We start from the raw sequence: 14,828 nt of genomic DNA, 5'->3' as shown, positions 1-14,828 counted from the left end.
GCCGGGGCCACTGCCGCCCGCGGTCTTCCACCCGTGGGCGCGGTCCTCCCGGCCGCCCCTTTCATTCGAGGGACGACGTTCATGCGGATCACCTTCCTGGGTCATGCGGGCTTCGCGGTGGAGACCGCTGGGGCGCTCGTCGTCATGGACCCGTGGCTCACGCCCCAGGGGGCCTTCGACTCGGCGTGGATGCAGCTGCCGCGCAACCACCACCTGGCGCCCCACGTGCGGGAGCTCCTGGAGACGCCGGGCAAGGAGCGCTTCCTCTACGTCAGCCACGAGCACAAGGACCACTTCGATCCGGAGTTCCTGGCCACCATCGCCCAGCGCGACTTCACCGTGCTGGTGCCGAAGTTCAAGCGCTCGGAGCTGCAGGACATCTTCGCGAAGTACGGGTGCAAGCGCGTCATCGCGTGCGAGGACTCGCGCGAGATCCCCATCAAGGGGGGCTACATCAAGCTCTTCGTGTCCGAGCAGGGCACCAACCGCGACTCCAGCGTGATGGTGCGCGGCGACGGGCAGTGCTTCCTCAACATCAACGACTGCAAGATGCATGACCGCCTGGTGCGGGTCATCGCGGAGGAGGGCCCCATCGACGTCTTCTCCGCGCAGTTCTCCGGCGCCATCTGGCACCCCACCTGCTACGAGTATCCGCGCGAGACGTACTCGGCCATCTCCCTGAAGAAGCGCGACAGCAAGTTCGAGGCGGTCGCGCGCGCGCTGGAGGCGGTGCAGCCCCGCGCCTATGTCGCGGCGGCGGGGCCCGCGGCCTTCCTGGACCCATCGCTCTTCTCCCTCAACTTCGAGGACGTGAACATCTTCCCGCGCGCGCCGACCCTCTTCTCCTTCCTGGAGAAGCGCCTGCCCACCGCGCCCACGCGCTACCTGGAGCCCATGCCCGGGGACGTGCTGGACGCGGGCACGCTGGAGTACGTCTCCCAGGCGCCGGAGCGCGTGACGACGGAGAACTTCCGGGACTACCTCCAGAAGTACGCGAAGGACATGGCGCACGTCTTCCGCGAGCGCCGCCGCAACCTGATGCGCGAGGAGGTGGAGGACATCCTCGGGCGCCTGCGGGTGGAGCTGCAGCGCAAGCTGGACCTGTTGGACCTGCACGAGCGCGTGGGCATGCCCTTCTACGTGGAGCTGACGGAGGCCCCGACGCGGCTGCTGCGCGTGGACTTCAAGCAGCGCCGCGTGGACGTGGTGCCGGAGATGCGCGACACCACCCGCTACGCGATGAAGGTGAGCGCCAGCGACATCGTGCGCGTGCTGGACCGGAAGCTGAACTGGGAGGACTTCCTCCTGTCCTTCCGGCTGCGCCTGTCCCGCAACCCGGACGTGTACGAGCCGGTGCTCCACGGCTTCCTGGGCGTGGAGGTGGAGGACATCCGCGAGTTCTGCGACGGCATCCGCGCCACGGAGTCCCAGAAGGAGCGCACCGTGGTGGAGGCCGGCGGCCAGCGCTTCTCCATCCAGCGCTTCTGCCCACACCAGGGGGCGGACCTCGCGGAGGGGTGGGTGGAGGAGGGCCGCTACGTGGTGTGCCCGCGCCACCGCTGGCAGTTTGATTTGCAGAACGGCGGCGCGTGCAAGACGAACAAGTCCACGCTCTGCGCGGAGCCCGTCGTGGACAAGCCGGAGGGCGGCAGGACGGACCGGGGCGGCGACAAGGCCCCGGCCGAACCGCACACCTCCGTGGACAAGGCCTCCGCCGAACCGGCGCGCGTCTGACTTCAGCTTCCCCGGTAGGTGGAGAAGCCGAAGGGGCTCAGGAGCAGCGGGACGTGGTAGTGCTCGTCGGTCGCGGTGACCTCGAACACCACCTGCACGTACGGGTAGAAGCCCCGCTGGCCCCGGGCCTGGAACCAGGCCCCGGTGTCGAAGGTGAGGCGGTACACGCCGGGCTCGAGCTTCGTGTTCGCGCCCGACAGGTCCTTCACCCGGCCATCCGCGTTGGTGACGCCGCGGGAGCGCTCCTGGAAGGACTCGCCCGCCTTCGCCTCCAGGACCAGGGAGAGTCCTTCGGCGGGGCGGCCCGTGCTCGTGTCGAGGACATGCGTGCTGAGGGTGCTCATGACGCGAGGAGCTTCTCCAGTCGGATGCGGGTGATCTTCGCCTGCTCCCCGGCCGCGATGCGCAGCTCCACGTCGGGGGCGTGGTCCATGCGGCCCTGGAGCAGCTCGAGCATCTGGGCCGCGCTCTTGCCCGTGGCGCAGACCAGGAAGATGAAGCCGTAGCGGGCCTCGTAGTCGCGGTTGCCCTGGGCCAGCGCCTCCAGCACGCGCTCGCCCGCGGCGGCCACGCCCTGCTGCTCCTGGGATGACCACTGCGCGGTGGAGGCGAACTTCTCCCGCAGCTTCGCCACGTCGCCGATGCGCGGGTGGTGCGTGAAGGCCTCCTTCCAGTCCTCCGGCCCCGTGAGCGCCCAGGCGTCGGCGGCCTCCGCGTACAGGTGCTCCGCGTCGCGGAAGGGGCGGACGGCCAGCATCCGCCGCACCCAGCGCGTGCTGCCGCAGCAGCGGGTGAGCGCCTGGGTGGCCTCCTCCGTCGTCGCGGTGTTCAGGCGCTCCAGCGGTGTGCTCACGCCGGCTCTCCGAAGAGGCGCAGCCTGCTGACGCCGCCGTCCGGGAAGATGTTGAGGCGCACGTGGGTGATGGGGCCCACGTCCTTCAGCTCCTTCTCGAAGACGTGGCAGTGGTCCGCCTGGAGCTTCGACTGCGGCAAGAGCTCCTTCCACGCCAGGTTCGTCGCGTTGGCGAAGTCCAGCAGCGGCTCCTCCAGGTGGATGCCCTCCAGCGAGCAGCGGTCCGGGAAGTTGCCCTTGAAGTAGTGGGTGTCCACCTCCGCGCGGCGCAGCGTGCCCGCCGTGGCCAGCTTCACGACGATCCAGTCGAAGCCCGGCACGCGCTTGCGGCGCGTCTCCCAGCCCTCGCCCATGTTCGCCGCGCGGCCCGGGAAGATGAGGTTGTCCTTGGTGCCGAAGAACTGATCGTTGCACGTGACGACGGAGCCGCCGTTCGCCGCCGCCGCCAGGTCCACCAGCCCCGCCTTCTTCAGCGCGTGCCAGTCCGGCAGCACCTGCCCGTGCACGCGCAGGCGCGCGACGCCGCCGTCCGGGAAGATGTTGAGGCGCACGTGGGTGAAGCGCCGCTCGTTCGCCACCGCGAAGAGGTTGCGGGAGCCGCCCCGCAGCCGCGACTTCGGCACCAGCTCCGTCCAGCGCGACACGTCCTCCGCCAGCGACTCCGGCGTCGGGTCCCCGTCCACCTCGCACGCCTCCAGGGAGGCGTACTCCGGGAAGTTGCCGAGGAAGTGGTTCGTGTCCACGTCGATGCCGTGGATGGCGCCGGGCAGGCCCAGCTTCACGATGCACCAGTCGTAGCCGGGCACGCGCTTGCGGCGCGTCTCCCAGCCGTCCATCCACTTGCCGCGCTCCGTGTACTTGTCCGCGATGAAGACGCCGCGCCCGGGCTCCAGCATCGCTTCCTTGGGCGCGAAGAACTCATCGTTGGCCAGGAGGGCTCTGCCACCCACCTTGCGTGCGGCGAGGTCAATCAGGTCGGCGAAGGCGACGTGCATCGCCCCGGGTGCTTCGGCTTGCATCGGTTTTCCTCTCCCGGACTGCTGGGGCTAGCCGCGCGGCAGCCACTGCCCGATGCGCGGGCCCGTCAGTCCCTCGGTGGCGTCGAAGATACGCTGGCCGCGCAGGTATGTCCTCATCACGCGGCCCTCCAGCTCACGTCCCGCATAGGGCGTCAGCCGGTGCCGGTGGCGGATGTCCTCCGGGGCCACCTTGAAGCGCGCCTCCGGGGCGAAGACGACGAAGTCCGCGTCCAGCCCGGGCTTCAGGGCCCCCTTGCGCCCCGACAGACCGGCCAGCTTCGCGGTGCGGTGCGCCATGCGCTCCACCAGCACGTCCAGGCCCAGCCCATGGGCACGCATGCCCGTCCACACCGCCGACACGCTCAGCTGCAACCCGGCGATGCCGCCCCAGGCGCCGGAGAAGTCCCCGGCCTCCAGCTTCTTGAGCGCGGGGGTGCAGGGCGAGTGGTCCGAGACCACCAGGTCGATGAGGCCGCTCTTCACCGCGCTCCACAGCCGCTCGCGGTTCGCCGCCTCGCGGATGGGCGGGGCGCACTTGAAATGCGTGGCGCCCGCTTCAATCTCCTCCGCGCTGAAGGTCAGGTAATGCGGGCACGTCTCCACCGTGAAGGGCAGCCCTTCTGCCTTCGCCTTCGCGATGTCGTCCAGCGCGTCCGCCGCGGACAGGTGGACGATGTGCACGGGCGCCCGGTGCTTCCGGCACAGGTCGATCATCATCCGGATGGCGTCCACCTCCCACGCGGCGGGGCGCGACGCCAGGTAGCTGGCGTAGGCGCGCACGTCGCCCGCGAAGGGGGGCTCGTGGTCGGTCAGCTCGGCGTGCACCAGCAGCGGCACGCCCGCCTTCGCCAGGAGGGGCATCGCCACGTCCAGCACCTCGCGCGTGGCGGCGGGGAACTCGTCCACGCCCGAGTGCACGAGGAAGCACTTGAAGCCGGGGGCGCCCGCGTCGACCATCGCCTGGAGTTCGCCCGCGTTGCCCGGGATGACGCCGCCCCACAGGCCGTAGTCGATGGCGCACTGGCCCGCCGCGGCCTCGGCCTTGGTGCGCAGCGCGCCCAGCGAGGTGGTCGCCGGGATGGAGTTGAGCGGCATGTCCACCACGGTGGTGATGCCGCCCGCCGCCGCCGCCGCGGTCGCCGTGGCGAAGCCTTCCCAGTCCGTGCGGCCGGGCTCGTTGATGTGCGCGTGGCTGTCCACGATGCCGGGCAGCAGCGCGTCCCGGCCCAGGTCCACCACCTGCGCGTCCCTGGGCACGTCCACCGTCGCGTGGATGCCTTCGATGCGCCCGTCGCGCACCACCACCGCCGCGGCGCGCGTGCCTTCGGGCGTCACCACGCGCTCGCTGCGAAACACCGTCAGGGAAGAACTCACGGCTCGAACTCCGTCAGGGCGTAGTCCGCGAGCGCGCGGAAGTGGCGCTCGCTGTCATCCAGGTAGAGCTGTTGGGTGATGCCGCCCACCAGCCGGGGCAGGCTGTACTTCATGCCGGAGATGCTCGCGCCGCCAAAGCCCAGCGAGAGCAGGCACCCGAAGGTGTAGTTGAACACGCCGCCAATCCAGGGCGCCGTGCCCGGCCGCTTCTCCTGGAACTGGAAGGCGGGGCCCAGGTACGGGTGGCGCAGCAGGTCCGCGTGCTGCTCGTTCTCCGGCGGCGTGAAGCGGTCCTGCCACAGCGCGATGTGCGGGTGCAGCTCCGCCAGCTCCGGGCGCAGCGACAGGTCCGTGGTGAAGCCGGACGCGATGATGAGGAAGTCGAACGTGTGCGTCGCATGCGGGGTGTGCACGACGGCCTGTCCCTCCTGCTCCCGCACCTCCACCCAGGGGCTGGCCGCGTGCAGGTGGAAATGGGGGTGGCGGCGGGCGCGCTCGAAGGTGTCGCGCGGCGGCAGCTGGCCCATCTCGATGATCTGCCGGATGAAGCGCCAGCGCTGGGCGTCCGGCAGGTCGCCGTGGTGGCGCAGGAAGCCCGCGAACTCCGCCCAGCGGTAGGGGTTCACGTTGGGCAGCTTCTTGCGCCGGTAGAACAGGTCCACCTGTCCCGCGCCTGTCTCCAGCGCCACCGACGCGTTGTCGAACGCGGACGCCCCCGCGCCCAGCACCCCGACGCGCTTGCCCCGCAGGGCCTCGAAGTCGATGGGGTCATGCGTGTGCGCCCAGAGCGAGCGCGGCAGGGCGCGCACCTCCGGGGGCGCCTCCCAGCGGCCGGAGCCGTCGATGCCGGTGGCCAGCACCACCTTGCGCGCGAGCAGCGTCTGCGTCTCGCCGGCGTGGGTGGCGGGCACCTCGAAGCAGTCCAGGTCCGCGCGCCAGTGCAGCGCGCCGGCCTTCGTGCCGCACGTCACGGGGATGCCGAGCACGCGGCGGTACCAGAGCAGGTAGTCCGCCCACAGCTCCTTCGGGATGAGGGCCACCTGCCGGAAGCCCTCCTCGCCGTGCTGCGCCTCGTACCAGGCGCGGAAGGAGAGGTTGGGGATGTTGTAGTCCGGACCGGTGAGGTACTTGGGCGTGCGCAGGGTGAGCATCCGCGCGAACGTCTTCCAGGGGCCGTGGAACCCATCCCTGCCGTCGTCCAGCACGCGGAGGTTCGTCACCCGCTCGCGCATCAGCCCGAACGCGGCGCCCAGCCCGCTCTGGCCTCCGCCCACGATGAGCGCGTCCAGGATGGGGCGTCCGTCCGGCGCGGAGCGGGGCGGCACCCAGCTCCGGGACGGATAGGCGAGGATGTCCAGGTCCCGGCGGAGCGCGTCTTCCAGCGCATCCAGGCCCTGAGGGGGACGGAGCAACGAAACCAGCGAGTCGCGGTCGTGCATCCATCGCAGGAACCCACGCCCGGATTTCCCACGCAAGGGGGGCTGGCCGGAGATTCGCCCGGTCTGGGGTACTTCCTGACAGCCCCCTTCAGAGATGAGAGGTGGGCCCGGCCGCCTGGGGGACGAGCAGTTCGAAGCGCACGCGCGCGTTGTCGGTGCGCATCCCGGCGGGGCCCTCCAGGGAGAGGGCGTCGGCGGGGAGGATGCCTTCCCAGACGCGGATGCCGTCCGCGTAGACCGTCAGCACGTCCGCGGCGATGCGGGCGCGCAGCGAGTGCGCATCCCCCTGGGCCAGCTTGTCCAGCGGCTCCATGAAGCGCGGGCGGATGGTGGTGTAGCCGGCGTTGCCGCACTCGCCGCTCTGGTGGTCGTCGGGGTTGCGCTTGAAGTTGACCACGATGCCCGCCGAAGGGGCGATGCGCCACATGGCGTAGATGACGTTGCAGCCGTCCTGCGCGCGCAGCTTGAGGCCCACCTGTTCCCGCAGCTCGCCGGAGGCCAGGGGAATCACCTTGTCGGTGACGCCCAGCCAGGTGAAGCGCAGCTCCACGTCGTCGCCCGTCGTCTCTGGAATGACCGCGCGCTGGCGGGGGCCCTCGATGGTGAACTGCGTCCCTTCCGCGACGAGCCGCGCCTGCGCCTGCTCCGCGACCGCGCCCTGCGTGATGTGCAGCTGCTCCCGCGTGACGGACGCCCACCTGCCGTCTCCCGGGGGCGGAGGGCGCGCGGGCGGTGCCGGCTCGCGGGAGGTCACCGGTGGCTTCATGGAAGACCTCGTTCCGCTACACGCGCCGTGGCTCAGGAGCAGCCCGCCCGCCCACAGCATCAAGACGCCCGACGTTCCGAACGCAACCAGCCGCCGTTGCCGGGCTTCTCTCACGAGTCCGCTCCCGCGAGCAGGGACCGGAGCGTCTCCAGGTGCGCGCCCAGGTAGGCCTGCTCGGCCTGGAGCCGCGCCAGCTCCAGGTGGAGGTAGTCCCGGAAGCGGCGCACCTGATGCGTCTCCAGCTGCTCCACCTCGCGCAGCTGCCCCTGGAGGTCCGACACCAGCGTGGACACCTCGCCCAGCCGCTGCTGCTCGGTCCGCTCGGAGATGCGCAGCTCGCCCAGCAGCTGCCGCACCTGCCGGGGCGCGCCGTCCACCGCGTCGCGCGCCTCCTGGCGGCGGCCCTCGCGCGCCTGCGCGTTGGCCTTGCCCTGCCACAGGTTGCCCAGGTTGTAGCCCAGCGTGAGCTGGCCGAAGAGCGGCGTCTTCTGGTCGACGTTGAAGACCTCGTCGTAGCCGCCGCGCGCGCTCACCCGCCATGCCCGTGCCTTGCGCAGGCCTCCCGTCAACGCCTCCACCTGATCATCCGCGGCCTCGAAGGCGGTGAGGAGCGCGCCCAGGGACTGGCCCGCGGGCGGCCCCGGCTGGAGCGCCAGCTGCTCCCGGGCGCGGATGGTGTCGCGGGCGAGCGAGCGCAGGTGGTCCAGGCGCACCTGGAGCGCGTTGAGCTCCTCCAGCGTGGCGCCACCGCCGACCAGGTCGTCCCGCACAGCGGCCACCAGCGCCTCCGCGCGAGGCAGGGAGGTGGCCAGCGCCTGGGCCCGGGCGTCCAGCGCCGCCGCCTCGCCCAGCCGCGCCCCCTGTTCCACGGCGCTCTGGAGCGCGGCGAGCGCCTGGTAGCGCCGGCACTCGGCCTCCGCGCGGGAGTGCAACGTGCGTCCGCGGTAGATGCCCACGAAGTCATAGCCCAGCCCCGCCGTCACCCGCAGCTTGGGCGAGCCCAGCGGGGTCTCGTCCGAGCCGCCCTGCGCGTCGCCCGCGTTCACCGCGCCGATGCTGGCGAACACCTCCGGCGCCAGCTCCAGCGCGGCCTCCGCGCGGGACGTGCCGCGCACGCGCTCGCAGTAACCACGCGCCGGGTCGGCGTGGGTCCGCACCGTCCCTTCTTCCCCGGCCGCCGCGGCCATGTTCGCCCACAGCCCAAGGCCCAGCAGGGCTCCTGTCGCGAAGCTCGTCCGCATCCTCCGCTCCATTTCCATTCTCAAGAAGGGCTCACAACATCAACGGGGGGTGGCCCAGGTGGAGCAGCGGCTCTCGTGCGCTGGGAGCATCGCGAAGCTGGAGTTCCACCATCACGCCTCGCAAGTGGTACTGGCGGATGGGGTGCTGCTGGCTGACCTCACCCTCCAGGACGGGCCCCACCACGCCCACCTCGCGGCACCACAGCAGCTTCAGCGCGCAGGTGTAGAGCGGGGTGCCGGCGCGTGCGTTGGTCAGGTTCTCGTAGGGCACGAAGGCCACGGTGAGGTTCTGCTCCAGGGCCTTCAGGTAGGGCGAGCCGTGCAGCACCAGCAGCAGCTGGTTGAAGCGCCGGATGCGATCGTCCAGGGCGCGCACGTCCTCCTCCAGGCTCTTTCGCTGGGCCTCCGCGCGCGCCAGCGCGAGCACCGACTGCGTGTACTCACGCTCCAGCAGCAGCGTGTCCGTCGTCAGGCCCTCCGGCGCATCGTCCTGGCCCAGGCCGTTCTCCGCGGCGGTGAGTCCCTGGCGCTCGCGCCGGAGCGTGTCCAGCCGCATGTCCAGGTCCACCGTCTCCTGCGCGAGCGACAGGTTGCTCTGCGCCATCTGCGCCAGGTGGTGGTTGACGGTGAGCACGTCCTCGCGCTCCAGCAGCTTCGCGCCAAAGAGCGCGCTCGTGCGCGTGCGCGCCAGGCCGCTGTAGGCGCGGTTGGATTCGGCGATCTCCCCGCCCGCGCGCAGGTACTCCTGGCGCAGCGCGGACAGCCGCCGCGACAGCCGTTCGCGGGAGATCTTCTCGCCCCGGAGGGCCACGAGGAAGCGCTGCTGGAAGGACCGCTCCGTGGCCGCGGTGCGCTCGGCCTCTTGCAGCCGGTCGGCGGTCTCCCGCCGCTTGGCCATGAGCGCGTCGCGCTCCGACTCCTGCTGCGCCGCCTGCGCGTTGAGCTGGAGGACGTTGGGATCCGTGGGCGACAGGATGGTGGGCGTCACCCAGCCGCTGCTCGCCAGGAAGAAGCCCTGCACGGCGAGGAAGGACATCAGGCCCACCAGGATCAACCCCAGGAGCACCGAGCCCATGACCTTGTAGGTGGACACGGCGACGGAGTTGAGCCGGTTGGCGATCTGCTGATTCATGACGAGGTTCCCTCTCCTGCGGAGTTGGAGGTGAGCTTCGCGGGGGCGGGATTGGCGACAGGGGAGGGCGCGGGCGCCGTGGTGGGACTGCCGCGCGTCTCCCAGCTCCCGGAGTCGAGCGTCAGCAGGGCCAGGGGGGTGAAGAGCGCGTACGTCACCGGCATGAGCAGGGCCATGGGCAGGAAGCTCGCCCCAGCCACGCGCCGGTCCTCCGGCAGGTTGCGCGTCTCGATCCGGTAGACGAAGCCGAGCAGGCCAATCACCAGGAAGTGGAACGAGAGGATGTCCCAGAACTCGCCGTTGAGCAGGTTGTGGACGATGACCACGGGGTACGACAGGAGCAGGGCCAGCTGCGACACGTAGTGCACGGTGATGACCGGGTGCAGGCGCCACGCGTGTGACAGGCCGGAGAGCAGGTCCACCAGGTTGGAGCGTCGCCAGCGCAGTTGTTGGGAGAAGTAGCCCGTCAGGTTGGAGGGCGCGGCGGTGAAGCAGTACGCGTCCAGCGTGTAGACCGTCTCGTAGTCGTGCTTGACGATCTGCCGCGTGAGGAAGCGGTCCTCGCCGTACTTGATGGGGACGCCCGCGATGGCGCGCGTCTCCAGGATGGGCTCCAACTGGAGCAGCACCGTCCGGCGGTACGCGGTGAGACAGCCGGACAGGCACATCACCTGACGGAAGGAGCGCTCCAGGTCCTTCAGCCAGCACTGGGCGAAGTGGAACTTGATTTCAATCATCCGCGTCATCCAGTTCTGATGACGGTTGCTGACGAAGGTGCGTCCGCCCACGGCGGCGACGTTCGGGTGGACGAAGCGGCGGATGAGCTGGCGCACGGCGCTCCTGTCCACCAGCACGTCGGAGTCCACCGAGACGATGATCTCCGCGTTCGTCGCGGCGCGGACGCCCCGGTTGATGCCCTTGCGCTTGCCCATGTTCTCCGGGTTGCGCATCACCCGGACGTTGGGGTGCCCCTCCGCGGCCTTGGTCGCCCACGCGACGCTGTCGTCGCGTGAGCAATCATCCACGACGATGATCTCCGTGAGCTCGCGGGGGTAGTCCTGTGCCAGCAGCGCCCGCACCGTGTGGAAGATGCCTTCGCCCTCGTTGAAGAGGGGGATGATGATGGCGACCCGGGGACGGTAGGTGTCATCAACCCGTTCGAACCGCTGACCCTTCAGCCGCCGGAGGAAGGGGCCGAGGATGTAGCGGTTCATCAGGACGACGATGAACAACAAATGGATGGGAAACAGTTCCATCGGACCCGCGTGCCTTTTCACGCCCCGGAAGGGCCCCGGCCTCGCCGGAGCCCTTCCTTCCGTCCCCAGACGGCCCGCTCCACCCCTGTGAAGCGGTGGCAAGGTTGGGGCTCCTCAAGCAGCACGCCAACTGCCCGGGACCCTCGGACGTGGCGGCTGATGGGAAGTGGGCGCCACCCCGGGCTTGGGGGCCAGGATGCTCACGCTCCGAGCCATGCGGCCCGGGCCGTCCCGGGTCGACCTTCAGACAGCCGACGCGCGGGGAAGCGCCTGGGCCCGGGCGAGGTCGTGGGCCAGCTCCGCTTCTCGCTCATGGCGCCGCGCGGGGGAGGGGAAGGCAATGGCCGCCAGGGCTTCGCTCGCGGCGGCGGCGATGCGGTCCACCCCGTCGCGGGAAATGACGCCCGCGTGGAAGGCCTCCACCGCGGCGCCCACGTACGTGTCGAAGAAGAAGAGGTGCCGTGCGCGCCACTCGTCGCGCACCGGCCGCGGGGTCGCCACCACGTCGTGGATGAACACGGCGCGCACCGCCTGGGGGTGGGTGGCCCGCATGCGGGCGCCGAACTCCACATCGCCCTGGCCGCTGTCGCCCACGAAGACGAAGCCGTATTCGGGGAAGAGGCGGGCGTACTGTTCGAAGTTCTCGAACTTCTTCTGAGCGATGCGCGTGTTGCCCACGAGATGGAAGAAGCTGCCGGAGAGCATCACCGACAGAGGGACGCCGCGCTCGCGCAGGGACTCCAGCGTGGCGTTCTCGATGAGGCCCAGCGGATCGCGGGGCCGGGCGCTCACGAAGACGAGGTCGCCCGCGCGGCCCGGGATGATGCCCGGCCCCCGGTCCAGCTCCTGGTAGAACGCGAGCACCCCTGGGTACACCGTCTTCGGCGGATAGCGCGGGTCGACCCAGTTGCGGAAGAACGTGTCGTCGATGTCGCTCAGGACCTTGTTCTCACCGCTGGGAAAGGCCGCGGCCTCCCGCTGGAAGTGGGTGAGCAGCGCCTCGCGCACCGCCGGGTCGTCCACGTCGTCGAACACAAGATGGTGCAGGTCGTGGGAGTCGCCGCCCGCGTCGAGCAGGTTCTTGAACGCGGTCAGCTCGCGGCCCTTCAGGCCCAGGAACAGGTCGCGCAGCCGCGCTTCCGCCTTCGCGCGCGTGGCGCCCTTCTGGAGCGCGGTGGCCAGCGACGCGCGCACCGGCAGGGACAGCTCCGCCGCCCGGCGCGCGCACAGCAGCTCCAGGAGCGCGGTGCGGTGGTCGGGGCCCAGGAGCCGGTCGTCCAGGTCCGACAGCAGCCGCACCAGATCCACGTTGGCGAGCAGGAAGTTCAGCTCCTCGCCGGTGGCGCCCTCCAGCAGGTCCAGGATGCGGCGCTCGTCGGTCCGGTCCGTGTGGCCGTTCATGTCCCGGCGCAGCGCCTGGAGCTTGGTCGTCGCGGCGGACAGGTCCATGCGGCTGTTCTCCCCCAGGTGCGACAGGCCCGGCGCGAGCGCGCGGCCCGCGGAGCCTACGCGGCCCCGGCACGGGCGGACCAGCCCCCGTGACATGCGCGGCGGTTCCTGCTTCCCTGCGCGGCATGACGGTGTCCTCTTCCTTCTCGCCCCTGGCCCTGGGTTCCGACGAGGTCCACGTGTGGCTCGTCGAGCCCGAGCGCATCGACGACCCGCGCCTGCTGGAGGCCTACAAGGCCCTGCTGGACGGTGGCGAGCGCGAGCGGCAGCGGCGCTTCCACTTCGAGCGCCACCAGCGTCAGTACCTGGTGTCGCACGCGCTGGTGCGGCTGACCCTGTCTCGCTACGCGCCCGTCGCGCCAGAGGCGTGGCGCTTCGTCCCCAACGAATACGGGCGCCCGGCCATCGCCGGTCCGGAGGGGCAGTGGCTGCGCTTCAACCTGAGCCACACCGACGGCATGGCGCTGGTCGCGGTGGGCCGGGACGTGGACCTGGGCGCGGACATCGAGGACGCGGAGCGCCCCGGGGAGAGCGTGGAGATCGCCGACCACTACTTCGCGCGCGCGGAGGTGCAGGCGCTGCGCTCCCTGCCGAAGGAGCGCCAGCGCGAGCGCTTCTTCGAGTACTGGACCCTGAAGGAGGCCTACATCAAGGCGAGGGGCGCGGGCCTGTCGCTGCCGCTGGATCAATTCGCCTTCGACCTGGTGCCGGGGCAGATGCCGCGCATCAGCTTCGACCCTCGGATGCAGGACCTGCCGGACGTGTGGCAGTTCATGCAGCACCGGCCGTCCGCCCGTCACCAGGCAGCGGTGGCCTTCCGCAGGCCCCGCGGTGGGGCGCTCACGGTGCGCTGGCAGCACACCGTGCCGCTCTCCGGTGACGCGCCCCCGCGCATCGTGACGGCCTAGCGGATCAGGTGAAGGTCGCGTCGTCCAGCGCCACGCTGCCCCCTGGAAGGGGACCCTCGGCGCGGTACAACTCCAGGACGATGTCCGGCGGGGTGGCCGCATCGAGGGCGCGCTGGTAGCGCACGTGGAGCGCGTCGTATCCCTCCCGCTTGACGCGCAGGCGCCTCCAGCCCGTCGCGGCGGCGATGAGCGCGGCGGCCGCGCCGAGGACGAGCCCGCCTCGCAAGAGCACGGTGGCCACGACGGTGGCGACCGCCGCCCCGGTGATGAGGGCGTTGGTGCGGAGGGCCTTCCCCTGCGAGCGGTACCGCGCGAGCTCCTCCTCGGTCAGGGCCCGCGCGGCTTCCTCATGGGCGCGCTGCTCGTCCTCGTCCGACTCCATCCGGTTGAGGTGGACCCGGACGCGATACCAGGACGGCTCGACCTGGAACCGGTCATCCGCGGACGTGATCTGGGGGCGGGGACTGCGAAAGTCCTCGCACCCACCCGCCAGCGCGCTTCCCGACCCCAGGTGGAGCCCGAACTCGCGTCCGAGCGTCTCGAACGGCGGCGAGGCCGGCGGAACGAACGGCTCGTCGACGTGGACCTGGAGGAGGTAGCCGCCGTCCGCGCTGGTGTGGATGGCGAGCAGCTCTCCGCGCGCCGCGCTCGCGTCCAGCATCTTGTCCGAGAGGGGGCGCTCCGAAGGGGGGAGCCCCGCGTCCCAGATTCCCACGCACGCGATGTCCGTCCCGGCATGGATGCGGTGCTGAGCCATGCGCGGAAGTATCCGCCGGCCCGGCTTCACGCGCGAGCGGCCGGAGGGCGAAGGGCCCGTCCTCCGCGGAGGCCTAGGGGGTCGTCATCCAGCGCGTCAGGTCCTCGCGCACGGCGGCCAGCACCGGCGGCCCGTGCGTGCGGATGAAGAAGTGGCCCCCCTCGAAGTGGCGGATGCGCACGTCGGCGGTGGACTCCGCGCGCCAGTGCTCCATCGTGTCCAGGCCCACGTGCTTGTCCCCCTTGCCCGCGTACACGGACAGCGGGATGTCCAGGGGGACCGCGTCCTTGCCGTCCTCGGACCAGGCCAGCGCGAAGTCCGCGCGCAGCGTGGGGAGGATGAGCTCCAGCAGCTCCTTGTGTTGAAGGACCTCCTCCGGCGTGCCGTCGTAGTCGCGCAGCTTCGCGATGAAGCCCGGGTCGTCCAGCTTGTGGATGGCCTCCCGCTCGTTGTGCGCCGGCGGGGGCGCCGCCGCCGCGATGAAGCCCAGGGGCTGGGGCCCGCCCTGGCGCTTCAGCGTCCGCGCCACCTCCAGGCCGATGCGCGCCCCCATGCTGTAGCCGAACAGCGCGAAGGGCCGGTCCATCAGCGGCGTCAGCGCCGGCATCAGCACCGCCATCAGCTCCGGCAGCGACTTGAGCGCCGGCTCCATCAGGCGCCGCTCGCGGCCGGGCAGCTGCACCGCGCACAGCTCCACGCCCGTGGGCAGCGCCATGCTCCAGGGCGTGTAGATGGCCGCGCTCCCGCCGGCGAACGGCAGGCAGAACAGGCGCAGCCGAGGCTCGGGCTGCGGCTTGCGGGACGGAAACCAACGATCCAGGACAGGAGTGGAAGCGCTTGCCATGACGCGGCCGTCTATACCATGTGCCGTCGGGGCGGAACGCCTTCCCGCACACTGCG

The 14,828-nt window shown here is 71.0% G+C and carries 14 protein-coding genes; 2 read left to right on the top strand and 12 right to left on the bottom strand.

Annotated features, from left to right (window positions below):
• Positions 1-81: 81 nt before the first annotated feature.
• Positions 82-1,734 carry a Rieske 2Fe-2S domain-containing protein gene (locus FOF48_RS11375; RefSeq protein ID WP_143900829.1) on the top strand — a complete coding sequence of 551 codons (1,653 nt, stop codon included), beginning with the start codon at positions 82-84 and terminating at the stop codon, positions 1,732-1,734.
• A 2-nt stretch (positions 1,735-1,736) separates the two neighbouring features.
• Here FOF48_RS11375 and uraH read toward each other — a convergent pair whose 3' ends face one another.
• The 10 genes from uraH to FOF48_RS11325 all read right to left on the bottom strand — a co-directional run bounded on the left by uraH (position 1,737) and on the right by FOF48_RS11325 (position 12,359).
• Positions 1,737-2,078, bottom strand: a complete 342-nt coding sequence (gene uraH, locus FOF48_RS11370) for a hydroxyisourate hydrolase (RefSeq protein WP_143900828.1) — start codon at positions 2,076-2,078, stop codon at positions 1,737-1,739.
• The gene (uraD, locus tag FOF48_RS11365; RefSeq protein WP_143900827.1) at positions 2,075-2,587 is read right to left on the bottom strand and encodes a 2-oxo-4-hydroxy-4-carboxy-5-ureidoimidazoline decarboxylase; all 513 of its coding nucleotides are present in this window, start codon (positions 2,585-2,587) and stop codon (positions 2,075-2,077) included. Before uraD ends, uraH begins: the two co-directional genes overlap by 4 nt.
• Positions 2,584-3,606, bottom strand: coding sequence for an allantoicase (alc, locus tag FOF48_RS11360; protein ID WP_143900825.1), 1,023 nt, complete (start codon positions 3,604-3,606; stop codon positions 2,584-2,586). The genes uraD and alc overlap by 4 nt, the downstream gene beginning before the upstream one ends.
• Before the next feature lie 27 nt (positions 3,607-3,633).
• Positions 3,634-4,980, bottom strand: a complete 1,347-nt coding sequence (allB, locus tag FOF48_RS11355; RefSeq protein WP_143900823.1) for an allantoinase AllB — start codon at positions 4,978-4,980, stop codon at positions 3,634-3,636.
• On the bottom strand, positions 4,977-6,419 hold the full coding sequence (locus tag FOF48_RS11350) for an FAD/NAD(P)-binding protein (RefSeq protein ID WP_143900821.1): 1,443 nt from the start codon (positions 6,417-6,419) through the stop codon (positions 4,977-4,979). Before FOF48_RS11350 ends, allB begins: the two co-directional genes overlap by 4 nt.
• An 88-nt stretch (positions 6,420-6,507) precedes the next feature.
• Entirely contained in the window at positions 6,508-7,185 is a 678-nt protein-coding gene (locus FOF48_RS11345; RefSeq protein ID WP_255442069.1) for a hypothetical protein, read from the bottom strand.
• 110 nt (positions 7,186-7,295) lie between these two features.
• Positions 7,296-8,426 (bottom strand): hypothetical protein, encoded by a 1,131-nt coding sequence (locus tag FOF48_RS11340; RefSeq protein ID WP_143900819.1) that lies wholly within the window; start codon positions 8,424-8,426, stop codon positions 7,296-7,298.
• Between the two features lie 31 nt (positions 8,427-8,457).
• Positions 8,458-9,558, bottom strand: a complete 1,101-nt coding sequence (locus FOF48_RS11335; protein ID WP_143900816.1) for a hypothetical protein — start codon at positions 9,556-9,558, stop codon at positions 8,458-8,460.
• Complete coding sequence (locus tag FOF48_RS11330) at positions 9,555-10,814, bottom strand: glycosyltransferase family 2 protein (protein ID WP_143900814.1); 1,260 nt, start codon at positions 10,812-10,814, stop codon at positions 9,555-9,557. The genes FOF48_RS11335 and FOF48_RS11330 overlap by 4 nt, the downstream gene beginning before the upstream one ends.
• 243 nt (positions 10,815-11,057) lie before the next feature.
• A complete protein-coding gene (locus FOF48_RS11325; RefSeq protein ID WP_255442068.1) occupies positions 11,058-12,359 on the bottom strand; it encodes a phosphatase domain-containing protein in 1,302 nt (433 codons plus the stop codon).
• Between the two features lie 29 nt (positions 12,360-12,388).
• On the opposite strand from FOF48_RS11325, the gene FOF48_RS11320 reads away from it, so the two are divergent.
• Positions 12,389-13,171 (top strand): 4'-phosphopantetheinyl transferase superfamily protein, encoded by a 783-nt coding sequence (locus tag FOF48_RS11320; protein ID WP_186001869.1) that lies wholly within the window; start codon positions 12,389-12,391, stop codon positions 13,169-13,171.
• Between the two features lie 4 nt (positions 13,172-13,175).
• On the opposite strand, the gene FOF48_RS11315 is transcribed toward FOF48_RS11320, so the two are convergent.
• Positions 13,176-13,928 (bottom strand): hypothetical protein, encoded by a 753-nt coding sequence (locus FOF48_RS11315; protein WP_143900811.1) that lies wholly within the window; start codon positions 13,926-13,928, stop codon positions 13,176-13,178.
• 73 nt (positions 13,929-14,001) lie between these two features.
• Positions 14,002-14,772, bottom strand: coding sequence for a thioesterase II family protein (locus FOF48_RS11310; RefSeq protein WP_143900809.1), 771 nt, complete (start codon positions 14,770-14,772; stop codon positions 14,002-14,004).
• Between the last annotated feature and the right edge of the window lie 56 nt (positions 14,773-14,828).

This window comes from Corallococcus sp. Z5C101001 (assembly GCF_007352635.1).
In the GTDB taxonomy this organism is placed as follows: Bacteria; Myxococcota; Myxococcia; order Myxococcales; family Myxococcaceae; genus Corallococcus; species Corallococcus silvisoli.
This window is presented reverse-complemented; position numbering and strand designations above follow the sequence as displayed.